Raw genomic sequence first — 26,642 nt, 5'->3', positions numbered from 1 at the left:
CGATTTTAAACTCTTTTAATACTGAAAAAGGTGAATTGATTATGTACATGGATATAGCAAAAGATTTATTACATTTTATAGACAAATCTCCCTCTCCGTTTCATGTTTCCAACAGTATGAAAACGGCACTTATTTATAACGGGTTCATAGAACTTCGTGAAGAAGATTCATGGAAAATCGAAAAGGGAAATAATTACGTAGTCACTCGAGGCGGTACCGCATTGATTGCATTTTCCGTTCCGAATGAAAATGCAAAATCATTTCATATAACTGTCGCTCATTGCGATTCTCCTACGTTTAAGGTAAAGGAAAATCCTGAAATCAAAGATAAATATTACACACGTTTAAATGTGGAATCTTATGGCGGCATGAATATGCAGTCATGGATGGATCGTCCTCTTTCCGTTGCGGGAAGAGTTCTCGTTTCGCATAACGGATATGTAGTTCCGAAACTTGTGAATATAGAAAAAACAATTCTTACAATTCCTTCCTTGGCAATTCATATGAACAGAAATCTTAATCAAGGTCAGGCATTGAAGGTGCAAAACGATATGCTTCCGTTGTATGGACTTTCAAATTCAAAAAAATCTTTTATGGATCTTGTAGCGGAAACTGCAAAAGTAAATAAAAATCAAATATTAAGTCACGATTTATTTCTTTATTGCAGAGTTCCGGGAATTATTTGGGGAAGTGAAGATGAATTTATTTCTGCTCCCAAATTGGATGATTTACAGTGTGCATTTGCAACTTTCCGCGGTTTTACAACAGGAAAAAAAGAAAAACACATAAGTGTTTATACTCTCTACGACAATGAAGAGGTCGGAAGTACAACCGCACAAGGTGCAGGCTCTACATTTTTGTACAATGTACTGACACGTATAGCAAACTCTTTGGGACTTTCTTACGATGAGTCTATGGCAATGACGGCAAGAAGTTTCATGATTTCCGCAGATAACGGACATGCAATACATCCGAGCAGAATGGATGTAGCGGATCCGATAAACCGTCCCGAATTGAATAAGGGCATTATAATAAAATACAACGCACAACAAAGATATTGCACAACGGGATTTTCATCCGCAATATTTAAAAATTTATGTATGGAAAACAATATTCCGACACAAATATTTACAAACAACAGCAACATTGCCGGCGGTGCAACACTTGGAAATATTTCAAATACACAGGTTGCCATCCCGTCTGTAGATATAGGACTTCCGCAAATTGCAATGCATTCCGCATATGAGACTGCAGGTGTAAAAGATACCGATTACCTCGTTAAAGCAATAAGTGCATTTTTCGAATAAGGGAAAATAAAAAAGACTACGCACAAAGATTACTCTTCTGCATAGTCTTTTAAAATGCAAATATTTCAATAAAAACATTTGCTTCTTAATTAATGTCGTTCTTACATCATAGCGATTTTACGATTTACAACCGACCTAGATATTTATTTTCGTTTTCACCGCTTATTGAATTTTTCCGTTACTTGTTCTTTACAACGTATCAATACCTTTTACTCTGTCTTCATAGACCGGTATTAATTGTCTGACGGTATTTAATTGATCGGTGTCAATATTTCCTATAATGATTTCTTCTTGTTGCGTTCCTTGTGCAATATAATTTCCCAAAGGATCCAACAACATGGAGTTCCCCGCCAATATATTTTCTCCGCTTTTGCCTACTTGATTGACGGCACATACGAAGATTTGATTTTCAATTGCTCTTGCACGATTAAGTATATTCCAATGATTTTTTCTTAAATTTGGCCATGCGGCAACAACGAACAGTATGTCGATATGTTGCAATGCCAGTTTTCGAATTAATTCGGGAAAGCGTATGTCGTAACAAGTAGCGATACCTGCACGTAAATTTCCCAAAGTAAAAGATACCGGATTTTTACCTCTTTCAAATTGTTTGTGTTCACCGGAAGGACTGAATCTATGTATTTTATCGTAAACCGCCGCACATTCTCCGCTGCGATTGATACAGTAAGCTCTATTGTATAAATATTTTCCGTCAGTAACCGCAACCGTTCCTCCGATTATATGTACTTGATGTTTTTTCGCCAATTGTGTTAACAGATCAAGTGTGTGTTGCCCCTGATAATCAGCCAAATTATGCAATTTTTCTTTAGGAAAAAATCCAACATTCCACATTTCAGGCAGTACGACAATATCTACTTTTTGTTGTGCCGCTTTTTCTATAAGATGTTTTGCTTTGTCGAAATTTGTTTTAAAATCCGACATGACAACATTCATTTGTAATAAAGCAATTCTATATATCATATCCGTCTCCTGAAAACTTAAAAAAACCTGCCTAAAGGCAGGTTCATTTAATTTCCTTCCACACCGAGTTCTTGTTCCACAACCGATGCTATGTCATCTATTATTCTTTGCAATTGGTCCAAATCCTTACCTTCACCCATTACTCTTATGAGCGGCTCCGTTCCGGATGCACGTACCAATATACGTCCTTCTCCATTCAATTCTTCTTCTGCCGAAGCTATCGAATTTTGTATAAGTTCGTTGTTTTCCCAACCGTTTTTACTGTATACTTCAACATTTTTCAAAACTTGCGGATATGTTGTCATAAGTTTACGTAAATCAGATAATTTTTTACCGCTTTCTTTCAATACGCACATTGTTTGAACTGCCGTAATCAATCCGTCTCCCGTTGTATTGAACTGAGGGAAAATAATATGTCCGGATTGTTCTCCGCCCAATGAATAATCATGTTTTCTCATTTCTTCAAGCACATAGCGATCTCCTACACGTGTTGATACAGTCTTGCAGCCATGTTCTTTCAAAGCTTTTCCGAATCCTAAATTACTCATTACGGTTCCGACTACCATATTGTCTTTCAATTGATTTTTTTCTTTCATATGCAATGCGTTTATGAGCATAATATGATCTCCGTCCAACACATTACCTTCTTCATCTACCAAAAGACAACGATCTGCATCTCCATCATTTGCTATACCGCAAATTGCACCTTCTTCAACTACACGTTTTTGCAATGCTTCAATATGTGTTGAGCCGCAATTTTCATTGATATTCACACCATCCGGTTCACAAGAGAGTGCCACTACATCCACACCTAATACACGAAGAATTTCAGGCATGAATTTACTTGCCGCACCGTTTGCCGAGTCGGTAACTATCTTCATTCCTTTCAAATCTTGGAATGCGGTAGATGCCACATACTTACGATACTTTTCAGCCAATTCGGTACGCTGTCTTATAACACCTACATCGGCACCCAAAGGTCTCGGAATAAGTTCGTTGTGACGAAGTATATCTTCAATTTCATTTTCCATACTGTCCGGCAATTTATATCCGTTTTTGTCGAAAAATTTTATTCCGTTATCACGAAAAGGATTATGAGATGCCGAAATAACAACACCTGCATCGTATCCTTCCACACGAGTCAAATAAGCTATCGCCGGTGTAGGAATTACACCTGCAATATCAACATCTACACCGGATGAACACAATCCCGAAGCAAGAGATGCCATAAGCATAGTACCCGAAATTCGTGTATCCATACCGATTAAAAACTTATGTCTGCCTTCCCGTTTGCAAAAATAAGCACCTGCCGCACGACCCAATTGATATGCCAATTCCGGCATCAATGAAGAATTTACTACACCTCGTACACCGTCGGTACCAAATAATTTAACCATTTTCCTTCCCCCAAAAATTATTATCTGAACTTTCCAATAATAACTCTTTTAACATAAATTCGCAAATATTTTACAAATTACTCTTTCTTTATCTCGACAGTCACATTAACCGTACTCGGTGAAACTGTCGTATCATCCGGTGTTTCTATGGAAACCGTTCTCGTTACATCTTCGGTAGCTCCGCTTACATCCACACTTTCGGTTGAAAGTGAACTTTTCTCATCAAACAAACTGTAAGGCCCTCTTACACTTACAACCGGAGTATCTATTGAAATTCGCCCTACATGATACCCTTTCATGGGAGTACCGATGACTTGAGGCTTTACATTCAGCATTTCAGTCTTTGCTGCTTCCGTCACCTTGACATTTACCTTTACTTGAGTAGGCATTATATCTATACCGGTGACCGTACTTCCTGATTGATCAAGTACATTTATACTGTCATACTCGGAAAAATCTTTTTTCTTTCCGTCGGTTTTTACCGAAACTACCGCACGATCCGCTTTTGCTATACTTGCGCTGCTTCCCGCCACGGTTATGTATTCCGGAGTGACCTTATCCAATTTCACACCGAAATTCTGTGGAGATTTACCGAAAAATTCAACTGTAATAGGTAAAGTTTTTACCGCATAAGTATCTATTTCCACATCAATATATTCAGGACTTATCGAAACGGCCGGATCGCTGCCGGGTACCGATGCATGAACCGGTATATGCTGATAAACTCCATTCGAAAGTCCTTGTAAATCCACATAAGCTTTTATTTTATCGCTACGCAAATTAATCATTTCTTTCCTGTTGAGCTTTACTTTCACCTTCACCGTCTTAGGTAAATTTGTAGCAACAAGAGAACGATCCAGATTATGAACTTCTATCGGAACTTGAAATGTTTCTTCGACAATAGGATTTTGTTCATTTATTACATAAACCCAAAATGCAAATGCCGCTATAAGACACAGCAACTTGGGTAACCACCACTGTAACTTGGTAAACTTCATTTAAGCGGGCTCCATTTCTGTAAAATATTGCCTACACTTCTGTTCTTCTTTTGCAACAAAAATGTACGCAACCTGTTTCTAAGCGACTCGGAGTCCATATGACGATATATATGTCCTCCATATGCATAGGAAATAATTCCCGTTTCTTCACTTACAACTACGACTACGCAATCCGCCTGTTCGGATAAACCGATAGCCGCACGATGTCTTGTACCCATTTCCGATGACAAAGAACGATCTCTTGTGAGCGGCAAAAGACAACCTGCCGCCATAATTCTTCCTTCACGAATAATAACCGCTCCGTCATGCAAAGGTGTATTTACAATAAAAATATTTCCTAAAAGTTCTTTTGAAACCAGTCCGTCCACACGAATTCCAGAGTCTATATAGTCGTCAAGACCTACGCTGCATTCAAAAACAATCAAAGCACCGATTCTCTTTTCAGCCATAATCTCGGAAGCTTCAACAACATCATCAATTACCGATTCCCAATCGGTTTCATTCATAACTTGAGAAGAAATATAAAGCTTACCTCTTCCGATTTGTTCCAATGCACGTCTTAATTCCGGTTGAAAAACCACCGGCAATGCGACAATCAAGACTGTCATCAATTTTTCCAAAATCCAATTTACAACATGAAGTTGCAAACTTCCGGACAAAAGTGACAAAAATCCTAAAAAAAGTAAACCTTTTAAAAGTGCCGTAGCACGAGTATTCTTAATTAATGCATATATACGATAAAAGAAAAATGCAACGACCAATATGTCTACTACATCCCATATACCTATACCGTAATATGCCAATGAAAGTTGCTGAAATATAGACATCTTCATTCTCCATAAAATAATTTATTTTCATTGTATCACGTAAACATTGCCTTTGCACATAAAATACATATTCGCTTACAAAAGCTTTTAAACTGTGCATTTCTTTTTTTACAAAATTTACAACTTGCAATTTTTCAAAACTGTAAAAAAATCTCTCGCGATTCGATTTTCATCTCGAAAAGCAAGAGATTTTCAATAAACGATTTTTATTTCCTGTAAAAATCCCAACTCAATTTCAATAAATTGAAACGATTTTCAGAAGTTTGCTTTTGCAAAGCTCTTATATCTTTCTTTTGTTCTTTATTCTCCGACAATGCCGTTTCGGCTTCCCACCTTATATCATTCAGTTGATTATCATATTTTACAGACTCTATATTCATCATACGTTCCTGTAAATCTGAAATTTGGTATTGCTGCCATATCACAATTGCAAATAATACAAAAGTAATTATTTGCAATAAATTGTTTTTGATATATTTCATTTTTCTTTATTCTTCTGTATGATCACTTTCCGGCGTTTCATCCTCATTCAACAAAGAAAGGTGACGTTTTGTGAATTCTATCCACTGCCTTGCAGCTCTTGACAGATAGCGACCTTTTTTCCATATAGCATACAAGTGATGCGTCATTTTCGGTTCGGTCATAGGACGAATTGCTATTTTATCCTTGTATCTGTTTCTCGGACAAAGTCTTTTCGGAAGTATTGCAACTCCCAAACCTGCCGCTACAGTTTGTATCATAAGTTCACGCTGACTTGTTTCAAATACGACTTTCGGTGAAAATCCTATTTTTTTACAATTTAAGAGTATATCGTCATGAAGATTGAAGTCGTCACGATACAAAACCAAAGGATAATCAGCCAAAAGTTTCATCGGAACTTCTTCATGCTCTTCAAGAGGGTATCCCTTAGGCATCATTACGTACATATCATCTTCGGAAAGGAAGAAAGATTCAAATTCTTTGTTCGGTATTGTACAAATAATTCCTACGTCTATTACACCTTCCTGTACGGACGACTCTATCATCTTTGAACCGTGTTCATACAATTTTATCGAAATTTGAGGATATTCCTGTTTAAATTCTCCCAAAAGTTTTGCAAATACGTTTGCATTTGTTATGGGTGGCAATCCGATTTCTATTGTATCGTGTTTCATGTTGAATTCATTTTCAAAATCCGATTTCAAATGTTCGAAAACAAATAAACAACGTTTCGCATAATTCAAAAAAATTGTCCCCGGCGTAGTAATTTCTACAGTTTTTGCATTTCGTATGAAAAGTGTCACTCCGAGTTCATCTTCAAGCGACTTTATCATACGACTTATGGCTGATTGTGAAATGTGCAAATTTCTTGCGGCTTTGCTGAAGCTTTTTTGTTCTGCGACTTCCATAAAATACTTCAAGTGCCGATAGTCCATAATATTTCCTCCAATTTGATAATATTCTTCGACTTTGTATGATACATAAAATGATAGTATTATCTAAAAATAATATGCTTTCTTGTCTTAACATTGAGTTTATTCTATAATTAGTTGTAATGTGTTTTTTCAATAAATGTATTGAAAATGCATGTATAAATCAAACTCCTTATACTTATGCTATTTACTCATACATTCATTGTACAAAATTTTAAAAATTCTTGCAAGATTTAAACGGAGGAGTGGTATTGTGAGAAAAACTAAAACCATGGACGGAAATACTGCTGCAGCATATATTTCTTACGCATTTACGGAAGTAGCAGCTATTTATCCGATTACGCCGTCTTCTCCGATGGCTGAAATGGTAGACGAATGGGCGGCTCACGGAAAGAAAAATATTTTCGGTGATACTGTACATGTAGTGGAATTGCAATCTGAAGGCGGTGCCGCAGGTGCTTTCCACGGTTCGCTTCAAAGCGGTGCATTGACATCTACTTATACAGCATCACAAGGTATGATGCTTATGCTTCCTACAATGTACAAAGTAGCGGGCGAACTTTTGCCGGGTGTTTTTCACATAGCTGCACGTGCTTTGGCAAATCATGCACTTTCAATTTTCGGCGATCATCAAGACGTCATGGCGGCACGTGCTACGGGATGTGCAATTCTCGCTGAAAGCGGAGTTCAAGAAGTAATGGATTTATCTGCAGTTGCACATTTATCCGCAATAAAGGGACGTATGCCTTTTATTAACTTTTTTGACGGTTTCCGTACGAGTCATGAAATTCAAAAAATTGAAGTTTTGGAATACGATGAACTTGAACCTCTTATAGACAAAAAAGCTCTTGAAAATTTCAAAAACAATGCTATGAGTCCTAACAAACCGGTTGTACGTGGAACTGCACAAAATCCGGATGTATATTTCCAACATTGTGAAGCGGCAAATCCTTTTTATAATGCATTGCCTGAAATCGTGCAATCTTACATGGACAAAATAAATGAACTCACCGGTAAAGATTACAAATTATTCAATTACTACGGTGCAAAGGACGCAGACCGCATTATTATCGCAATGGGATCCGTCACCGACGTATGCAAAGAAGTTTGCGACGTGCTTAATTCACAGGGAGAAAAGGTCGGAGTTTTAAATGTACATCTTTTCCGTCCTTTCTCGGTAGAACACTTTTTAAAGGAAATACCGGAAACGGTAAAAAAAGTTGCCGTATTGGATCGCACACGTGAACCCGGTGCAATAGGAGAACCTTTGTACCTTGATGTACAAAGTGCTTTTGCATCCGGAAACAGAAGTGCAAAAATTTGCGGAGGACGTTACGGATTAGGTTCAAAAGACGTAATCGCAGAAGATATAGCGGCAGTTTATAAACATTTGGAAGATGAAAATCCTCGTCATAATTTCACATTGGGAATAAAAGACGATGTAACAAATTTATCGCTTGCTCCCGTTCCGATAAAAGAATCGGACGAATCTGCAATTTCATGTAAATTCTGGGGATTCGGTTCGGACGGTACGGTAGGTGCAAATAAAAATGCAATAAAAATTATCGGCGATCATACAGACATGTATGCACAAGGATATTTTTCATACGACTCGAAAAAATCCGGCGGAGTTACTATTTCTCACTTGCGTTTCGGCCCGAATCCCATACGCAAACCGTACTTGATCAGTCATGCAAACTATATCGCTTGTCACAGACCGTCTTATGTATACAAGTACGATTTACTCAGAGGACTTAATAAAGGCGGTATTTTCCTGCTTAATTGCCGTTGGCGCAAAGAAGATTTGAATCGTGCATTACCTGCAACTCTGAAACGTAAACTTGCAGCACTCGATGCACAGTTTTACATAATAGACGCTTTTGAAATAGCAAAGAAAATCGGACTCGGCGGAAGAATAAACATGATTATGCAATCGGCATTCTTCAACCTTACAAATATCATTCCGACAGAAGATGCTATAAGCTACTTGAAAAAAGCAATTGAAAAATCTTACGGACGAAAAGGCCAACATGTCGTAGATATGAACTACAAAGCAGTTGAACTGGGTGCTACAAGTTATACAAAAATAGACATACCCGAAGAATGGCTGCATGCAACAACCGGCGGTTCGATTGCACGTCCTTCACGTCCAGAATTTATTTCAAATTTCTGTGATGTAATAAACAAACAACAAGGTGACGATCTTCCCGTTTCAAGTTTCAAAGGAATGGAAGACGGAACATTCCCCGTAGGCACGACAAAGTACGAAAAACCTACAGCGGCAATAAATGTACCTGAATGGATTCCGGAAAATTGCATACAATGCAATCAATGTGCATTCGTATGTCCGCATGCGACTATTCGTCCTTTCATACTCTCGGAAGACGAAGCGGTAAAAGCTCCGGAAGGTATGATTGTAAGAGAATTGGCGGGACCGAAAAAGGGATTGAAGTTCTGCATCGTTGTAGATCCGGAAGACTGCTACGGATGCAATATCTGTGCAAATACATGTCCGGCACCGAAAAAAGCATTGGTGATGAAACCGATAGAAACACAATTGCACAAACAGAAATACTGGGATTATGCAATAAAATTACCGCGTAAAGAAAATCCGATGAACAAATTTACCGTTCGCGGATCTCAATTCGAACCTACATACTTCGAATTTTCAGGAGCTTGTGCAGGTTGCGGAGAAACACCGTACGTACACTTGGTAACACAACTGTACGGAGATCGCATGACAATAACGAATGCGACAGGATGTTCATCCATATACGGTGCAAGCTGCCCGTCAATCCCCTATACAACAAACTCCGGCGGACAAGGACCGGCATGGGCAAACTCGCTCTTCGAAGACAATGCGGAATTCGGATACGGTATGCACCTTGCAGAAATAAAGTTGAGAGAACGTGTCACACGTAAATTAAACGAAGTCCTCGAAACATCGGACGAAAATACACGCAGCGCTATTCAAGAATGGCTCGACAAAAAAGACCTCGGTGACGGTACAAGAGATCGTGCCGAAAAACTTGAACTCGCACTCAAAAACGCAGTAGATTTACACCCTGAGTACAAAGAAATACTTGCACTCAAAGAACACTTCATCAAAAAGAGTCAATGGATATTCGGCGGTGACGGTTGGGCATATGATATCGGATTCGGAGGACTTGACCATGTACTTTCATCCGGAGAAGATATAAATGTACTTGTACTCGACACCGAAGTATACTCAAACACCGGCGGACAATCATCAAAATCTACACCGTCGGCGGCAATTGCAAAATTTGCGGCATCAGGAAAACGTACCAAGAAAAAAGATTTGGGAATGATGGCGGTATCCTACGGATACATCTATGTAGCGCAAATCGCACTCGGTGCGGATATGAACCAAGCAATACGTGCAATACATGAAGCGGAATCCTACCCTGGTCCGTCACTCATAATTGCATACTCACCATGTATAAGCCACGGAATACGCTCCGGAATGGGACACGCATCACAAGAACAAAAAGATGCGGTAAACTGCGGCTACTGGTGCAATTGGAGATACAATCCTCAACTTCTTGAACAAGGAAAAAATCCTTTCAAACTCGACAGTCGTGAACCGAAAGGAAACTTCCGTGAATTCCTCTTGGGAGAAGTAAGATACTCAAGTCTTCAAAAACTCTTCCCGAAAGAAGCCGAAGAACTTTTTGCAAAAACCGAACAAGATGCAAAAGACAGAAGACGCAGCTATGTACGTATGCAAAAAGCATTCGACCTTGAAATCAAAGAAGCAAAAGCAAAAGCCGAAGCGGAAAAAGCAAAAATGCAAGCAGCAATGCAAACACAACAAGAAAACGCTCCAAGAGCGTAAAAATAAATCCTCGGAACTTATTACTCCGAGGATTTTTTATATTAAGTTTTTCGGCAATTTGAATTAATGTATAGCCTTGAGAAATATAATATTTCATATATTCGACTTTTAATTTTTATGAATAAATCTCTATTTAAACCGATTTAAACATTGTTCTGTGAACAACCGGTTACATTTACTCTTTATCCGCATTACAAGCAATTAAAAACACACATAGTTGCAACTATGTGTGTTTTTATTCTTATATTTATCTTTTTTGTTTATTGTAGTAAACAACTGTTTCCTTTTATCAAAACAGTTTGTTTTTACTTTATTTTAAGAAAAATATATCAATCTTTTTTCCATACGGGAAGATCCATTCCTATTATTTCTCCCGTAAATTTTTCATTCTCGTTTTCGGTATATTGTTTTGTCGCTTTCAACACATACTTAAATCCCATGTAGAGTATCGGAACGTTACAGTACACGATAATAATATTTCCTAAATCCGAGAACGCCCAGAGATTTGAGAGGTCATATCCCGCTATACTGCATGCTATACCGAATGCAGCTACGAAAAGTGCAAGTATACGTATACCGTTTATAAACCCTTTTGAACTGCTTATTCTGTTTGCCGCAATTTCCGAAAATGTAATAAATCCTATTACACATGTAAGTGCAAAAAGACAGAAGCAAAGCGATACTAAAAACATTATAAAATTTTCCATTCCCGACGGTGTGAGCGAGTGCATCGAAAGAAGGAATTTACCGTATGTTCCTGCATCTTTCCATGCTGCACCGTTTCCTGCCCATTGATGTGCCATGACTATAATAAAACCTGTCATTGTACAAATCACATGTGTATCGAGAAATACTCCCAATGCAGAAATAATTCCCTGTTCACCGGGATGTTTTGCCTCTGCAGCTGCCGCCGGCATGGTTATTGTACCTTGACCGGCTTCGTTCGACATAAGCCCACGTTTTACGCCCTGCATAAGCACGGTACCGAAAGCTCCTCCGAAAAGTGCATCCGGTGTAAACGCTCCTTCAAATACCGCTTTAAAGAAATACGGTATGCTGTTCAAATTTGTCACGATAAGAAGTAATACTGTAAGTACATAAATTATCGACATTACAGGTACAAATCTGTTGCTTGCACGTACTACACGTTTTATACCGCCGAAAGCAACTATTGCAGTCACGATAATTAAAAGTACGGATACTACGTAGAAAAATGCAGATTGTACCGGTATTTGAATTCCGGTTACTATATTTGCCATCGCACCGATAGAAGTTACTACATTGAGTCCTTGTGCAGGTAAACACATCAATGCATAAAAAATATAGATTGACGACAGAAGTGTACCTACCCACACTTTATTGTTGCAAATTTTTCGTGCATAAAAGGGAAGTCCGCCTACGAATTCGTCTCCTCTTTTTTCTTTGAAAATTTGTGCGAGCGTACATTCTACATATGCCGTCGCCATTCCGAAAAATGCCGACACCCACATCCAAAACAAAGCTCCCGGACCGCCGGCGGCTATAGCACCGGTTACACCTATCATATTACCCGGTCCTACACGCATTGCCGTGCTTAGGAAAAATGCCGCCAAAGGTGATATACCTTTATATATTTTTCTTTTCTCGCCAAGTACATGCACACCATGCTTGAATTTTCTTACTTGTATGAAACCTAAACGGAATGTGAAATATATACCGCTGCCTACAAGTACAATTACTGCAAGTGAGAATTCTCCTATCAACGGTATCGCTTTCCAAAAATCGAACATTTTCGGAAAATCCCAAAAGAAATCCGATACCGGTGTTACAAATGACAATACTGCATTTATCGTTGCAAATATACCTTGCATAAATACTCCTTACCAACTATTGATTTATACCTAGTTTTTTCATAGTTTCAACAAGTTTCAAGGCAAGCCCGTGCATTTTCTTTTCAGATACCGAACAAACGGCTACACGAACTCCGTTCTTCATCGGTACCAAAAATATATTTTCCTTTTCAAGTGTTGCACATATTTCCGATGATCTTTCTACGGGAACTGTAATAAAAAATCCGGATACGTACGGTACATACTTAAGTCCGACTTTATCGGCTTCTTTTGTAAATACACCCGCTCTTTGATTCAGCTTTGTTACATATACTTGTCTTTCTTTTTCAATATCTTTCAAAAGTTCTTCGTTTTCACAAATATGTACAAGCATATTCATACCGCTGCTGTTGCAATTTGACCATGTTCCTCTACTTGAATATTGCAGTGCCGCCATAAACTCGTCAATAACACTTTTTTCCTGACTTATTGCAATCATTGCACCGGCTCTTTGTCCGTACATTGTAAAACTCTTTGATAAACTGTATGCACAAACAAAAAGTATATTTTTCGGAAGTTTGTCGAAAACTTTAAAAAATTCACGAGTCTTTTCGTACTCTCCGGCATAGTCCATGTATGCAACGTCAGCCTCTATGATAGCACGTTTCCCGTTTTCACGCACTTCTTTTTTTAAAATATCTACCGCTTTTTGCCATTCTTCGACTGTCATACTGTAGCCGGTAGGATTATTTGCAATTCCGTTCAATATAATTACTATACTGTCTTGTTTTTCAAGTATTTCATGTACATTTCTTTGGAAATCTTCGGCATTGAATACACCTTTATCATTCAAAAATTTGAAAGTACGTACATTACGTCCTGCAATTTTTATAAATCCGTCATAAGCTGTCCAATGCCAATCGGTTATGAGTACATCATCTCCGCTTTCGGCATAATTATATACAACCTGCCTTAACGCTCCTGATCCTCCGGGAATTGCACAAACTCCTACATATCCGCTCGGACGATGTTTTCCGAAACATTGTTCAACGGCAAATTTTTTAAATTTATCATAGCCTGATATCGGTGCATATGCTGCAAATTCTTTCGGTGAAAGTGATTTATATGCTTCTTGTACACCTCTATAAACTACCAAATTACCTTCATCATCAAGAAGTGAACCTACAGTACCGTTTATTACTTTATCTTTTCCGATGCGATCTGCAAGTGCTATAGCCCTTCCGTTTGCCGCAAAAATATTGTCGTCGGCACGTTTTCCGCGTGCATGTGATGCTGCCATGCTGTACATAATTTCACCCTCCATATAACTATCAAAAGTCATTAATATTTTATCATTACAAAGATTACCGTTCAACGTTGACAAAAGAGTTTTTTTACACGCATTTTTGCCGAAAATAACGATAACATCTGGCTTTTTATGCTAAGTTTACAATTAATATATTTTATATTAAATTTTGTTTCAATCAACAAATTTAAGTGAAAGTTACTGAAAATTCGTTCGTTTTTTCATTTTTTCTTTTTTTATAATTACTTCAAAAATAAAAACTGACCCGAAAGTGAACTACCCCTCCCCGATAGTTGGACTTAAAAACCAACTAAAACGTTTCATATATATCAAACTAAAAACATGCTATTTGCACAAAGTATTATAGAAAAAGCGTTACCACTAATAGGAATACAAAATCACAAATCGCATGATACAAGACATACATTTATAACACTTGCAGATAACTGCAACATGAATGACGTAACTAAAAAATTAATTATCTGACATGTACAAGCGGATATGACAAAGTCAATTTATACCAACAAGTTAATTCAACAATTAACAAATGCCGTTGATATGTTGCCATATGGTGCTGAAATGTTTAACTTTATATCGAAAAAAATGATAGTCAAGGAGTAATCCTGAGATAAAAATTCACAAAATTTTATACATTTAAAAAAAATAATTTATAATAGTTGAAATTATAAATAAATATTTTTTATCAATAACAAATTCATTTAAAAGCAAAAAGATGCCACCTACAAATAAAGGTAAGCATCTTTTTGAAATATTAATTTAATATAGTTCCGCTTTGTGAGTACATAAAGATAAAAAATCTGTTTCGTTTAAATGTTTATGATTTTTTATTTTAAAGCAGTTACACAAATTTTAATATAATTTCCAGAGCGTTCTATTGAATACCGCATTCAATGTTTTGAACGAAAGGTATAGAATAAGTCCCGTTCCGAAGAGCAGAAGTCCACCGGAGAGAATTTTTACCCATATTACGGGGTAGTCTTGGCAGTAGTGAAGCAGTCCGTTTACAAATGCCATTGTAGGGAAGCTGCATGCCCACCAGCTCATTCTGAAATCGGATGTCTTCATAACGTGTAATATTTTCAGTACTACCGGCCAAAACATAAATATTCCGGCATTTATGAAAAGTTGTGTAAATGTGTCCGGTTGGAATGTGGATGTGTATGTAATATATCCCATTCCGAACGGTGCCATAAGTATCATCAGACTTGGTTGTACCGAGTCCGGCATATGTTTCGCAAATATACTGTGTGTGAACAGAAGTGCTATAACCGGAATCCCCAATATTATTCCTATTGCTACGCAGAATACGGATATATCATGAAATCCCGGTTGTTTCAGTACATTTCCCGCTACTGGAATGGTAATCGGTCCGAGTACGGCAAGCAACCATGCAGGTGTGACCGTTCGCAGTATCTGATCGTCATAGAGCCAATGTTTCAGAAGTATCCAACTGAACACCATAATAAGTATCATTCCGGCATACCAGAATATACATGCCAGTGTATAGTTGTACGGTGCGGTTACCGCTGCCAGAAGTACGGTCGATACGTTAAATGTTCCGAAGAAATTGATTTTCGTGGGACTGTTCCATTCCGCACGTACTGTGTCGAAGTCCAATTTCCATTTTTGTATATACCTTACAAGTATAAGTATGTACAAAAGTAATGCACACGCTCCGAAAAATTCTCCGATTATTGCCGGTGCTCCCCAGAGGTCATGTGCCATTCGCCAACCGAAACACATCCCGCAGTACCCCATTGATGCGGAAAAGGTAGATATGGACATAAAATGTACAAATCCTATTTCACGTATTTTTTTCCTGTCTACTATCTCAATAATTTCAGCCAAAGTGTTTCCTCCTCACCTGGCAGAAAGGACCGTTAAAACTGAATGAATCATTTTCATTTTGAGATATAAAATATGAAAGTGTTTGTCTTTCTGTCATTTCTATTCTATTCATAAGTTTTTACTTATATATTATAGCACATTTTTAATATTACATTTTTGTGCTAATTTTTTTGTTGCACTTAGATTATAAATTCAAGGCTTAAAAAACTTTCAGAAAATTTATTTCAAGTTACAATCACATTTTTGCTATATCTTTTTAAATAAAAAACGATTGATTACTCAATCGTTTTTTATTTTTATTTATTTCCATTATTGTTTTTATTTTCAAGCTCTTCACGTTCACGTTCTTCTTCCTGCTCAAGCAATTGCAATTCTTCCAATTCCAAAGCTTCTTCGCGTTTTCGAAGTGCGTCTTCTTCTCTGATGATTTCCTCTTCTTCTTCGAGAAGTTCTTCTTCTTCGTTCTTGACGAACATTAAAAGCAATGTAAAAGACAGAAGTATACAACTTATCCAAATCATTTTTGCACCGATTATGTGTGCAAGTCCTCCACCCAGACCGGCTCCGAATGCAAAGAGCAATATTAATCCCAAGTAATGTGCCGTCTGATGTAAAAATGAGTCATCGCCCGTTTCTATATATACGCTCAGTGCAGATATGCCTCTTCGCATATTTCCTATACACATGGTACTTGCGTATGGAAATCCGTTTACTTTACGGAATGACTGTACTTGCATTGCACATGCAAATGATGTCATCGCATTTGCTATAAAATTTATTTGTTCGGTACAAGGAAGCATACCTACTATAAACAGCAGTATAACTTCAATTAAAACTATTCTTTGTCTCCAATGAAATATATTGTGCATTTGATACCGACTTCTTATTTTTGTCGCCACAAATACACCTGCCATAAATGCCAATAGAGGAATTAAGTATTTGAAGAATGATTCCCATTGTCCTAAAAAAATGTGTTCACTCATAAAAACTATGTTTCCCGTTTGTGCGTTTGCAAATACTTTTCCTCTTATAAAGTATGAGTAAGCATCTTGCAATCCTCCCGATATTGTCAAAAGTGCCATAACTATTACCGTATCGGACATTTGTTTTTCTTTGTCGCACAATTTCTTACATTGAATTTTAAACTTTTCTACATATAAACTACCATCAAACACTTTCTTCCTGCTTTCTTTATTCAGCTGTTTTAATATTTATTTTCGTCACCTTGATTTATAGATAATTTTTATATATCTTATTATACTAATTTTCACTTTTTCTTTGCAACTTTATTCATTATGTATATAAATACCGTTTTTGCAAGTAACAAAAAAAGACGGTTTTCCGTCTTTTTTCGTATAGATTATAGTTTTTTTAAGGAGATAAAAACTATTCATGAGTAATTATACCTCTTTTTTGTATATTTTTCAATTTTTTTATTTTTATTTCATTTTTTCCGTTACTATATATGCTACTGATTTTGCTGCAACTAAAAGTGCATCTTCATCTATATCGAATTTCGGATTATGATTATAGATAACTTTTTTCACATTTTTTGGTGCTGCTGCTATAAAAAAATAACATCCTTTACAGATTTTGTTATAGTATGAAAAATCTTCAGAAGGTGCTTGCGGAGGAAATTCTTTTACTTCTTTTATATCTTTGTCTTTTTTTGCCGCTTTTTCCAAAATTTTTACTACTTTTTCAGTAAGTTCAATATCATTATAAAGCGGCGAATAATCATTCTTATAAGTAAGTTTACATTTTACCCCAAATCCCGTTTCTATTCCTTTTGCAAGTTTTTCAAGTTCCTCTCCAATTAATTTTTGTCCTTCGTTAGACATACAGCGTATATCTCCTTCAAGTTCGACACTTTCTTTTATAATGTTAAATTGTCCTTTCCCGTCAAATGATCCAATTGTGATTACTCCTACATCAAAAGGGTTCAATCTTCTGCTTATGACGGTTTGTGCTTGTGTAATGAAGTATGCACCTGCTACTATCGCATCGTTTGCAAGGTGCGGTGATGAGCCGTGTCCACCCACGCCTTTTATTTCAAGTTTCATATAGGATCTTCCGGTGAAACTGTATCCTTTATGCCAGCCTACCGTTCCTGCAGCCCCATCAGGTAAAAGGTGTATTCCGTATATTTCTTCCATGTCATCCAAAAGTCCGGATTCCACTATGTCTTTTGCTCCGCCAGGTGCCATTTCTTCCGCATTTTGATGTATTATTTTTATTGTTCCTTTTATTTCGTCTTTGAGTTTAATCAGGCAGTCCGCAAGTATCATAAGGTATGCGGTATGTCCATCATGCCCGCATGCGTGCATGACTCCTTCATTTTTTGATGCAAAAAAAAGCCCCGTTTCTTCCTTTATAGGAAGTGCATCGAAGTCCGCACGAATTCCTATGGTTTTCCCACTTTTTCCACCTTTTATCGTAACTACAATTCCGTTTTTACCTGCTATATTTTTATGTATTTCCACATCTTTCCCTTCGTAGAATTTTGCTATATATTTTGCAGTTTCGGTTTCGTGAAACGACACTTCGGGATTTTCATGAAGATGCCTTCTTATTTGTATCATTTCATCTTTCCGTTTTTCAAGCATTTTTATGAGTTTTTCTTGTAATTCCATTTTTTCTCCTTTAAAATTTTATTTCTGTCAGTTTCTTTATAACACAGTTAAAAAGTATTTACAATTTTTCGATATGTAATAAAAAAATTTACACTTCGTTTTCGTTGAAAGTGTAAATTTTTTCTTTTTATTTTATTGTGAACAAAAGGTCTCCGCCTTGCACGTTTTGTCCTTCTTTTACGTTCATTGATGTGATTGTTCCGTTTTTCGGTGCTATAATCGGATTTCCCATTTTCATGGCTTCAAGTACGAGTATTTCATCGCCTTCTTCCACTTTTTCGCCTGCCGTTCTGCTTACATATACGACTTTACCCGGCATCGGTGATGTTACCGGTTCTCCGTCACCTGCGGTTGTTTCAGGTTTCGGTACCGATGTTTGCGTTTGTGCTTGCATCGGTGCGGGTGTCGGTGCAGATGCTTGTTGCACTTGTACCGGCGATTGCGGTATTGTTCCGTTTTTTATTTCACTTACTTCTACTTCATATGTTTGACCGTTGACTGTGATTGAAAACTTTCTCATTACGGTGCCTCCTGATTTTTAATATATTCCGTTCGACATGCTTGCCAGTCTTGCCGCACGCTTCCATCCTGCATTGTCGGTGCGTTTTATAGATAATACCTGTCCTGCACCCATGCACATAACCGCTGCCGATATTACCGCTATGATTTGAGGATCGATTTCCTCGAGTTCATTTTGCGTTTTTTCTTGTGTCGGCATTGCGATTTTTTCTTGTGTTTCAAAATCTTTTTCCGTACATGGAATTTCTTCACCTTCTTCATATACTTCGCTCATGTCGATTTTTTCTATATCGGCTTGTTCTACATGATCCGGATATTGAGTATTGTTTATTTCTTGTACGTTTTTTACGTTCTCTTCATTTTGTATATTTTTTGCAAGAATTTCTTTTTTCGCTTTTTTTACGGATGAAAGTGCATAAAGTGCCGCTATACAACAAATGATTGCAATTGCCGCTGCCGCCAAGGTTATATACAGCATTTGTTCGTTTTCCATTTTATCATCCTTTCATCGTTATACGGGGAAGTTTCCATGTTTTTTTGCCGGCAATACTTCGTGCTTGCTTGCAAGCATTCTCAATGCGTTTATAATCATCGGTCTCGTTTTCTCCGGATCGATTACCGCATCTACATATCCCATTTCCGCCGCTTTGTACGGTGTTGCAAATTCATCAACGTATTCTTTTGTAAGTTCTTCTTTATTTTCAGATTTTTTGAATATTATATTTGCCGCACCTTGCGGTCCCATTACCGCAATTTCGGATGTCGGCCATGCAAATACTTGATCTGCTCCGAGTTCTCTTGAGCACATTGCAATGTACGATCCTCCGTATGCTTTTCTCAGTATTACGGTAACTTTCGGTACTGTGGCTTCGCAGTTTGCAAAAAGCATTTTCGCACCGTGTCTTATTACTCCGGCATATTCCTGTTGTTTCCCCGGTAAAAATCCCGGTACGTCTACAAGGTTTATCAATGGTATGTTGAAGCAATCGCAAAATCTTATAAATCTTGCTCCTTTATCCGATGCGTTGTAGTCGAGACATCCTGCCATACATAACGGTTGATTTGCAACTATTCCTACAGTTTGTCCGTCCATACGTGCAAAGCAGGTAATGATATTTTGTGCAAAATCTTTCGCAACGTCATAATATTCTCCGTTGTCGACTATTTCTTTAATTACATCATACATATCATAGGGTGCATTTACGTTGTCGGGAATTATACCGTTCAATGTTTCAGATATACGATCCGGCGCATCGCCTGTGTCTACACACGGCGCATCTTCCATATTGTTTGAAGGAAGGAAACTCAAAAGATATCTTATTTGATTTATACAATCTTCATCGTTTTCGGCTGCAAAGTGTGCAACTCCGGATGTATGTGTATGTGTCGATGCTCCGCCAAGTGCTTCGGCAGTAATTTTTTCTCCTGTTACCGATTCTACTACTTTCGGTCCCGTAAGGAACATTTGACTTGTATTTTTTACCATGTAAACAAAATCGGTGAGTGCCGGTGAGTATACCGCTCCGCCTGCCGCCGGTCCCATTATTGCGGATATTTGGGGAATTACTCCCGATGCATTTGTATTGCAACGGAATATTTTCCCGTATCCGGATAATGCGTTTACACCTTCTTGTATACGTGCTCCGCCCGAGTCATTCATAGCCACACAAGGTGCACCTACTTTGAGTGCCGTCTTACATATATGTACTATTTTTTCGGCGTGCATTTCACCAAGTGAACCTCCGATTACGGTAAAGTCTTGTGCATATGCAAATACAAGCCTTCCGTCAACCGTTCCGTATCCGGTTACTACACCTTCGCCCGGTAAATCCTTTTTTTCCTGTCCGAAATTGTGACAGCGTGATTTCACAAGTGCATTTACTTCTACAAAGGAATTATCGTCAAATAACAATGCCAAGCGTTCACGAGCTGTAAGTTTCCCTTTTTCATGTTGTTTTTTTATTCTTTCTTCTCCACCCATGTTTTCTGCATGTTTCAATTTTTCGTGAAGAATTTCCATTTTTTCCGAAACTGTTGCCATTATAATTCCTCCGGTTTATTTTTATGAGCAACTCCTAAGAGCTGCTACAAGATTATTATACAATATCTGTTTCTTTTGTAAATCTCATGTTTTCGATATTTCATTCTTTTAATTCAATCCATGCCGACATAATTATCGCAAAAATCGCCCAAAGACAGCCTGATACCGAACGACTGAAGAGTGTATAATCTCCTATTCCGCTTACAAGTATTCCTATTGTTACCAGAATTCCTCCGAGTCCGATTGATTTATTTATTACATCTTTTGCTTTTTTGTATAATTTAAAACTTGTATATCCATGTAAAAAAATAAGCAATATATAGGTAATTCCGCCTATTATTCCCGTTTCCGCAATTATGGAAAGATACATATTGTGTGCATGATACATTATAACCGTTTTATCTTGTATGTAGAAATTGTAATCGGGATATGTCAAAAAGTAACTTCCCCATCCTATTCCTAAAAACGGATGATCTTGTATCATCGCAATTGTACTTTGCCAAAGTCCGATGCGAAGCGATGCGGATGTATCCGATTGCGATAACAGCGACATGAGTCTGATTGCTATTTGTCCATGATAAAAGAAAGCTACAATAGGTATCGCCAAGAGTAAAATCAAAATTCTTTTGTCATACAAGATACCAAGTCCGGCTACCATTATAGCAAGACTTATCCATGCCGTTCGTGAGTATGTCAATGCTGCTGCAAAAAGAAGCGCTATGAGAAATATTCCTAAAAGAATTTTTTTCTTTTTCTCGTTTATTTGCAAAAAGAATGACGAAACAAATCCGATAATCATAATAAGGTATGTTCCGAAAAGATTAGGATTTTCAAGTGTAGAGTACATTCTTCGTGACAAAAGAGGGAACTTTCCTGCATCTACCCAACTTTGTGTAACAAGATCATGTGCCATGTCTTGTACGTTTGCGTATTGTATAAATCCGTATGCCAGCACAATTGCCGCAACTGAAAACAGCGCATATATAAGTTTTTTCCGACTATCGGTATTTCTTGAAAAATTTAATATGCTTACATACAAAATCGCATACATAAACGGTAAAAGCATCCAATTTGTAATCGAAAAAATTATGCCTTTCGAATTTATTGTCGAAATTGCGGAAATTACGAGAAATATCGCTCCTATATTTTTCAATGTTCCGAATTCGAGTTCCGTTCCGCTTTTTTTTATTTTTATGAGCATCAATACAAATGAAACTACCAGCGGTGCTGTCCATATGTATGCATTAAGCGGTATAAGAATTATTGTAGCTGCCAAGCAAAACATAAGAGTTTTACTTTCTTTCAGAGAAATGTTTTGTTTTTCGTTCATATATTCTCCTATAAAAACACCTTCTCTATTATATAAGAGTAGTTTACTTCTATCAAATTATAATATTTCATCATCTTCTGTTTTTAATCAAATCATAATCACATATTGCTTGACAATAGTTTTTTTTGATGATAAAGTAGATTTCAACTTGATAATGACAATGAAGAGAAGAGTAAATGTACATGAACATCTTAGAGAGCTTCGGTCGGTGAAAAGAAGCATGGAATTGCACATTGAAGATGGCCTCCGAGTCTGTTTTGCCGAATAGTCAGGCAATCCGGGAACTCCCGTTACAGAGAAAGAGTATCGAAAGAAATTTCCGTACTTTTAGAGGTGTATGCGGTGACGTATACATGAATTCGGGTGGTATCACGGTTTCTCCGTCCCTTTTGAGGGTCGGGGATTTTTTATTGTCAGGTATTTTATATTTTTAGGAGTTTTGGGAGGATTATTATGAATTTAAAGAAAACTGTTATTGCAGGTATCGTTGCTTTGTCGGCAGTAGGTTTGCTTGCCGGATGTTCTTCGGACTCGGCAACTAAAAGCGAATCGAATGAAGTTACATTGAAGGTCGGTGCTTCACCTGTTCCGCACGCACAAATTTTAAATCACATCAAGGACAAGTTGGCAAAGGAAGGTGTCAAACTCGAAGTTATAGAATTTAATGATTTCGTTCAACCGAATTTGGCTTTGGAAGATAAAAGTATTGATGCAAACTTCTTCCAGCATCTTCCGTACTTGGAAAAATTCAATCAGGAAAGAGGTACTCATGTAGTTTCCATAGGTAATATACATATCGAACCGATGGGTATTTATTCTTCAAAGATTAAGGATTTAAAAAATTTGAGTGACGGTTCACGTGTATTGATTCCGAACGATCCGACAAACGGCGGTCGTGCATTATTGCTTTTGCAGTCCGCAGGTTTAATCAAGCTTCGTGCCGGTGCTCCGATTACCGCTACGGTAGAAGATATTGCTGAAAATCCGAAGAATTTACAGTTCTCCGAATTGGAAGCGCCTCAACTTCCACGTTCAATAAATGATGCGGATATTGCGGTTATAAACATGAATTTCGCCATTCAGGCAAACATTTCTCCGTCTTCCGCTCTCTTTACCGAAGGTGCAAATTCTCCTTATGCAAACATTCTCTCGGTTCGCAAGGGTGATGAAAACAGACCGGAAATTCAGAAGTTGCTGAAGGCTCTGCAGAGTGATGATGTAAAAGAATTCTTGAAATCTGAATACAACGGAAGTATCGTTCCGGCATTCTGATAAATAATAAAACCTCGAAATCGATTATTGTGATTTCGAGGTTTTTAATTTATTCACATATGTAATTTATTCGCATATGTAATTTTCAATAAGTTCCAACAATTCTTTTCGTCCTTCATTCTTAAGTGACGAGTATGCAATCGGAGGATTTTTCAATTGAAATATTTTTTTCACTTGTGCGAGATTTTTTCTTTTTTCGTTATTTCCGAGTTTGTCCGCTTTTGTTGCGATTATTTGCACGTCAACGCCAGAATTTACAAGCCATTCATAAGCTTTCATATCCATGGCAAGTCCGGGGTGTCTTAAATCTACCAAAAGACATATAAGTATAAGTTTTTCCGATTTATATATGTAGTCGGATATGAAACTTGACCACATGTCTTTATTTTTTTGCGATGTTTTTGCAAAACCGTATCCCGGAAGGTCGACAAGGTACCAATCTTGTCTTTCTTCTTCTTCATTTATCGCTTTTCGTGATTGTACGGCGTAGTAGTTTATTGTACGTGTTTTCCCCGGTTCCCTACTTACTCTGGCAAGTTTTTTGTTTCCGCATAATGAGTTTATAAGTGATGATTTACCTACATTCGATCTTCCGATGAATGCTATTTCCACGTATTCATCTTCTGCGTATTGTTTCGCATTTACTGCCGATTTTACATACGCTGACGAAAATATATGAAATTTATTTTTATCTTTGATTTCCGCCATTATTTACCCCTTATTTCATTAATGCGTGTGCTAAAACTTCTTCTACATTCTTAACAAATATTATATCTATACCTTCTTGTATATTTTTAGGCATATCTACCAAGTCACGTTTATTTTTTATCGGTATGAGAACTTGTTTTATTCCGAATTGTTTTGCAGCGAGCAATTTTTCTTTAAGTCCGCCGATTGGAAGCACTTCTCCGGTGAGTGTGATTTCACCTGTCATTGCTGTATCGCCTCTGACTTTTCTTCCCGTATATATGGATGCCATTGCAGTTGCCATAGTTATTCCGGCAGACGGACCGTCTTTCGGTACCGCACCTTCCGGAAGGTGTATGTGCGTGTCCAAACTTTCATAGAAGTTTTCTTTGAGTCCGAGTTTTTTAGCTCTGCTTCTTATATATGTGTATGCCGTTTCCGCAGATTCTTTCATAACGTCACCGAGTTGTCCAGTGAGTATCAATCTGCCTTTTCCTTTTATTGTCACGGCTTCGGTGTCCAATACCTCTCCGCCTACCGCTGTCCATGCAAGTCCGTTTACTCTTCCTACTATGGATTCGTGTTCTTCCGACATAGGCATGAATTTTTCGGCTCCGAGGTATTTTATAATCGTTTTCGATGTAAGATTCGGAAGTTCTTCATCTTTCAATACTATTTTCTTTGCAACTTTACGACAAAGCGTACCTATTGTACGTTCGAGTTCACGTACTCCCGCTTCTCTTGTGTAACTTCTGATTATTTTTCTTATGAGTGCGGGTGTAAATCTCACATCTTCATTTTTAAGCCCGCTCATTTCTTTTTGACGCGGTACAAGGTATCTTTTCGCTATTTCAAGTTTTTCGTCTTCGGTATATCCGGAAAGACTTATTACTTCCATTCTGTCGAGTAATGCCGCCGGTATCGTAGACAATGTATTTGCAGTAGCTATGAAGAATACTTTTGAAAAGTCGAAAGGTATATCTATATAGTTATCGTGGAATGCTTTGTTTTGTTCAGGATCGAGCGCTTCCAAAAGTGCCGATGCCGGATCCCCTCTGAAGTCGGATCCCACTTTATCTATTTCATCCAAAAGTATCAAAGGATTTTTCGTTTTAGCTTGATTTATAGCTTCAATAAATCTTCCCGGCATTGCGCCTATGTATGTACGTCTGTGTCCTCGTATTTCGGCTTCGTCATGAAGTCCGCCCAATGAAATACGTGCAAACTTACGTCCCATTGCATCTGCAATTGATTGTGCAAGGCTCGTTTTACCTACTCCGGGCGGTCCTACAAAACAAATAATAGGTGCTTTTGCATTCGGTGCCAAAATTCTTACCGCCAAGTATTCGAGTATATGTTCTTTTATTTTTTCAAGTCCGAAATGCTCTTTGTCGAGCATTTTTTTCGCATGATGAAGATCGAGTTTGTCCTTGCTTTCTTTTTTCCAAGGAAGTCCCATTATCCATTCAAGATAGTTTCTTACAATTGCAGTTTCCGCCATCATCGGAGGCATCGTTTCAAGATGAGATATTTCTTTTTCGATTTTTGCCTTCGACTCTTCGGGTATACCGCTTTTTGCAAGTTTCTTTCTGTATTCTTCGGCTTCTTGTTCTTGTGAAATACGATCTCCCAATTTGTCGTGAATGCTCTTTATTTTTTGACGCAAGAAATAGTCACGCTGTTCTTTTTCCATACGTGTACGTACTTCTCCGTTTATTTCGGCTTCCATTCTTCCGATTTGTATTTCATCGTCAATGTATTTTTGTACAGCTTTCAATCTTTCCATTACATCCAAAGTTTCAAGCAAATCTTGCTTTCTGTTCATCGGAATAATGAGTTGTTGTGCTATAAAATCTACGGTACTACCCACTTCGGACATTGAACGCAGTTGTGCGGTTTGTTCTTCGGAAAGTGAGATTTTACCTTGTTGCATCCATTCAAAGAACGATGTAAGCAATACTCTTCTGTATGCTTCGGCTCTTATATTGTCTTCGGGATATATCTCTTTCACTTTTTCAAATTCGGCGGTTACATAGTCTTGTGTTCTTTTTATGCTTTTTACCGTCACTCGAGAGACACCTTCCACTAAAATACGGATAAGTCCTCCGGGAAGTTGAAGCATTTGTCTTATTTTTATGAGTGTACCGTATCTGTACAAATCTCCTTCTTCGGGTGCTTCTATTTTTCCGTCTTTTTGCATTACGCCTACAAACATTCTGTTTCCTTTTGATGCTTGGCGCACTGATGCTATCGAATCTATTCGTCCTATATCTAGGTTTGTTACTATACCGGGATATACAATCATGTCACGCAACGCCACCATCGGCAGTGTCACATAACTTGTATTTTCTATAATTTCGTCCATATATTTCCTCCATACCGGTTTTTATAAAAGTTTC

20 protein-coding genes and 1 other annotated feature are annotated in these 26,642 nt (G+C 37.6%); of the genes, 3 read left to right on the top strand and 17 right to left on the bottom strand.

What is annotated here, in order from left to right:
* The first annotated feature begins 41 nt into the window (after positions 1-41).
* Complete coding sequence (locus tag HMPREF9083_RS04685; RefSeq protein WP_007556255.1) at positions 42-1,307, top strand: M18 family aminopeptidase; 1,266 nt, start codon at positions 42-44, stop codon at positions 1,305-1,307.
* 189 nt (positions 1,308-1,496) lie between these two features.
* Here HMPREF9083_RS04685 and HMPREF9083_RS04680 read toward each other — a convergent pair whose 3' ends face one another.
* The 6 genes from HMPREF9083_RS04680 to HMPREF9083_RS04655 all read right to left on the bottom strand — a co-directional run bounded on the left by HMPREF9083_RS04680 (position 1,497) and on the right by HMPREF9083_RS04655 (position 6,925).
* On the bottom strand, positions 1,497-2,288 hold the full coding sequence (locus HMPREF9083_RS04680; protein ID WP_007556254.1) for a carbon-nitrogen family hydrolase: 792 nt from the start codon (positions 2,286-2,288) through the stop codon (positions 1,497-1,499).
* Between the two features lie 47 nt (positions 2,289-2,335).
* Positions 2,336-3,685, bottom strand: a complete 1,350-nt coding sequence (glmM, locus tag HMPREF9083_RS04675; RefSeq protein ID WP_007556253.1) for a phosphoglucosamine mutase — start codon at positions 3,683-3,685, stop codon at positions 2,336-2,338.
* A gap of 77 nt (positions 3,686-3,762) precedes the next feature.
* A complete protein-coding gene (locus tag HMPREF9083_RS04670; protein WP_007556252.1) occupies positions 3,763-4,683 on the bottom strand; it encodes a CdaR family protein in 921 nt (306 codons plus the stop codon).
* Complete coding sequence (gene cdaA / locus HMPREF9083_RS04665) at positions 4,680-5,510, bottom strand: diadenylate cyclase CdaA (protein WP_035062696.1); 831 nt, start codon at positions 5,508-5,510, stop codon at positions 4,680-4,682. Before cdaA ends, HMPREF9083_RS04670 begins: the two co-directional genes overlap by 4 nt.
* Before the next feature lie 206 nt (positions 5,511-5,716).
* On the bottom strand, positions 5,717-5,992 hold the full coding sequence (locus HMPREF9083_RS04660) for a hypothetical protein (protein WP_007556250.1): 276 nt from the start codon (positions 5,990-5,992) through the stop codon (positions 5,717-5,719).
* 6 nt (positions 5,993-5,998) lie between these two features.
* Positions 5,999-6,925 carry a LysR family transcriptional regulator gene (locus HMPREF9083_RS04655; RefSeq protein ID WP_007556249.1) on the bottom strand — a complete coding sequence of 309 codons (927 nt, stop codon included), beginning with the start codon at positions 6,923-6,925 and terminating at the stop codon, positions 5,999-6,001.
* A 247-nt stretch (positions 6,926-7,172) separates the two neighbouring features.
* Between HMPREF9083_RS04655 and nifJ the strand changes: the two genes are divergently transcribed.
* The gene (gene nifJ, locus HMPREF9083_RS04650; protein WP_256998192.1) at positions 7,173-10,778 is read left to right on the top strand and encodes a pyruvate:ferredoxin (flavodoxin) oxidoreductase; all 3,606 of its coding nucleotides are present in this window, start codon (positions 7,173-7,175) and stop codon (positions 10,776-10,778) included.
* A gap of 329 nt (positions 10,779-11,107) precedes the next feature.
* Here the strand turns inward: nifJ and HMPREF9083_RS04645 are convergent, their stop codons facing one another.
* The 9 genes from HMPREF9083_RS04645 to HMPREF9083_RS04605 form a co-directional block, all read right to left on the bottom strand.
* The gene (locus HMPREF9083_RS04645; RefSeq protein WP_007556247.1) at positions 11,108-12,628 is read right to left on the bottom strand and encodes an alanine/glycine:cation symporter family protein; all 1,521 of its coding nucleotides are present in this window, start codon (positions 12,626-12,628) and stop codon (positions 11,108-11,110) included.
* A 16-nt stretch (positions 12,629-12,644) separates the two neighbouring features.
* Complete coding sequence (locus HMPREF9083_RS04640; RefSeq protein WP_155800631.1) at positions 12,645-13,895, bottom strand: aminotransferase class I/II-fold pyridoxal phosphate-dependent enzyme; 1,251 nt, start codon at positions 13,893-13,895, stop codon at positions 12,645-12,647.
* A gap of 867 nt (positions 13,896-14,762) precedes the next feature.
* Entirely contained in the window at positions 14,763-15,761 is a 999-nt protein-coding gene (locus tag HMPREF9083_RS04635; protein ID WP_007556244.1) for an SLAC1 family transporter, read from the bottom strand.
* A 296-nt stretch (positions 15,762-16,057) separates the two neighbouring features.
* Positions 16,058-16,936 carry a YoaK family protein gene (locus HMPREF9083_RS04630; protein WP_007556243.1) on the bottom strand — a complete coding sequence of 293 codons (879 nt, stop codon included), beginning with the start codon at positions 16,934-16,936 and terminating at the stop codon, positions 16,058-16,060.
* 264 nt (positions 16,937-17,200) lie between these two features.
* On the bottom strand, positions 17,201-18,394 hold the full coding sequence (locus HMPREF9083_RS04625; RefSeq protein WP_007556242.1) for an amidohydrolase: 1,194 nt from the start codon (positions 18,392-18,394) through the stop codon (positions 17,201-17,203).
* Between the two features lie 127 nt (positions 18,395-18,521).
* A complete protein-coding gene (locus tag HMPREF9083_RS04620) occupies positions 18,522-18,914 on the bottom strand; it encodes a biotin/lipoyl-containing protein (RefSeq protein WP_007556241.1) in 393 nt (130 codons plus the stop codon).
* 18 nt (positions 18,915-18,932) lie between these two features.
* The gene (locus HMPREF9083_RS04615; protein WP_007556240.1) at positions 18,933-19,406 is read right to left on the bottom strand and encodes a hypothetical protein; all 474 of its coding nucleotides are present in this window, start codon (positions 19,404-19,406) and stop codon (positions 18,933-18,935) included.
* Positions 19,407-19,424: 18 nt separating this feature from the next.
* Positions 19,425-20,954, bottom strand: a complete 1,530-nt coding sequence (gene mmdA, locus HMPREF9083_RS04610; protein ID WP_007556239.1) for a methylmalonyl-CoA decarboxylase subunit alpha — start codon at positions 20,952-20,954, stop codon at positions 19,425-19,427.
* 100 nt (positions 20,955-21,054) lie between these two features.
* Complete coding sequence (locus HMPREF9083_RS04605) at positions 21,055-22,284, bottom strand: O-antigen ligase family protein (protein WP_007556238.1); 1,230 nt, start codon at positions 22,282-22,284, stop codon at positions 21,055-21,057.
* A 151-nt stretch (positions 22,285-22,435) separates the two neighbouring features.
* Positions 22,436-22,675, top strand: a binding site (T-box leader).
* 62 nt (positions 22,676-22,737) lie between these two features.
* Here HMPREF9083_RS04605 and HMPREF9083_RS04600 point away from each other — a divergent pair.
* Entirely contained in the window at positions 22,738-23,556 is an 819-nt protein-coding gene (locus HMPREF9083_RS04600) for a MetQ/NlpA family ABC transporter substrate-binding protein (RefSeq protein WP_007556236.1), read from the top strand.
* A 66-nt stretch (positions 23,557-23,622) separates the two neighbouring features.
* On the opposite strand, the gene yihA is transcribed toward HMPREF9083_RS04600, so the two are convergent.
* Positions 23,623-24,264: a ribosome biogenesis GTP-binding protein YihA/YsxC gene (gene yihA / locus HMPREF9083_RS04595; RefSeq protein WP_007556235.1), complete on the bottom strand. Its 642-nt coding sequence runs from the start codon at positions 24,262-24,264 to the stop codon at positions 23,623-23,625.
* 10 nt (positions 24,265-24,274) lie between these two features.
* The gene (lon, locus tag HMPREF9083_RS04590) at positions 24,275-26,608 is read right to left on the bottom strand and encodes an endopeptidase La (RefSeq protein WP_007556234.1); all 2,334 of its coding nucleotides are present in this window, start codon (positions 26,606-26,608) and stop codon (positions 24,275-24,277) included.
* Between the last annotated feature and the right edge of the window lie 34 nt (positions 26,609-26,642).

This window comes from Dialister micraerophilus DSM 19965, assembly GCF_000194985.1.
GTDB lineage: Bacteria > Bacillota > Negativicutes > Veillonellales > Dialisteraceae > Dialister > Dialister micraerophilus.
The sequence above is the reverse complement of the archived record's forward strand: the minus strand, read 5'-3'. Positions and strand labels throughout refer to the sequence as shown.

Excerpts from the sequence above, each read along its gene's own strand:
- HMPREF9083_RS04685 (WP_007556255.1), top strand. The coding sequence starts at position 42 with ATGTACATGGATATAGCAAAAGATTTATTACATTTTATAGACAAATCT.
- HMPREF9083_RS04680 (WP_007556254.1), bottom strand. The coding sequence starts at position 2,288 with ATGATATATAGAATTGCTTTATTACAAATGAATGTTGTCATGTCGGAT.
- glmM (WP_007556253.1), bottom strand. The coding sequence starts at position 3,685 with ATGGTTAAATTATTTGGTACCGACGGTGTACGAGGTGTAGTAAATTCT.
- HMPREF9083_RS04670 (WP_007556252.1), bottom strand. The coding sequence starts at position 4,683 with ATGAAGTTTACCAAGTTACAGTGGTGGTTACCCAAGTTGCTGTGTCTT.
- cdaA (WP_035062696.1), bottom strand. The coding sequence starts at position 5,510 with ATGTCTATATTTCAGCAACTTTCATTGGCATATTACGGTATAGGTATA.
- HMPREF9083_RS04660 (WP_007556250.1), bottom strand. The coding sequence starts at position 5,992 with ATGAAATATATCAAAAACAATTTATTGCAAATAATTACTTTTGTATTA.
- HMPREF9083_RS04655 (WP_007556249.1), bottom strand. The coding sequence starts at position 6,925 with ATGGACTATCGGCACTTGAAGTATTTTATGGAAGTCGCAGAACAAAAA.
- HMPREF9083_RS04645 (WP_007556247.1), bottom strand. The coding sequence starts at position 12,628 with ATGCAAGGTATATTTGCAACGATAAATGCAGTATTGTCATTTGTAACA.
- HMPREF9083_RS04640 (WP_155800631.1), bottom strand. The coding sequence starts at position 13,895 with ATGTACAGCATGGCAGCATCACATGCACGCGGAAAACGTGCCGACGAC.
- HMPREF9083_RS04625 (WP_007556242.1), bottom strand. The coding sequence starts at position 18,394 with ATGGAATTACAAGAAAAACTCATAAAAATGCTTGAAAAACGGAAAGAT.
- HMPREF9083_RS04620 (WP_007556241.1), bottom strand. The coding sequence starts at position 18,914 with ATGAGAAAGTTTTCAATCACAGTCAACGGTCAAACATATGAAGTAGAA.
- HMPREF9083_RS04615 (WP_007556240.1), bottom strand. The coding sequence starts at position 19,406 with ATGGAAAACGAACAAATGCTGTATATAACCTTGGCGGCAGCGGCAATT.
- mmdA (WP_007556239.1), bottom strand. The coding sequence starts at position 20,954 with ATGGCAACAGTTTCGGAAAAAATGGAAATTCTTCACGAAAAATTGAAA.
- HMPREF9083_RS04605 (WP_007556238.1), bottom strand. The coding sequence starts at position 22,284 with ATGAACGAAAAACAAAACATTTCTCTGAAAGAAAGTAAAACTCTTATG.
- HMPREF9083_RS04600 (WP_007556236.1), top strand. The coding sequence starts at position 22,738 with ATGAATTTAAAGAAAACTGTTATTGCAGGTATCGTTGCTTTGTCGGCA.
- yihA (WP_007556235.1), bottom strand. The coding sequence starts at position 24,264 with ATGGCGGAAATCAAAGATAAAAATAAATTTCATATATTTTCGTCAGCG.
- lon (WP_007556234.1), bottom strand. The coding sequence starts at position 26,608 with ATGGACGAAATTATAGAAAATACAAGTTATGTGACACTGCCGATGGTG.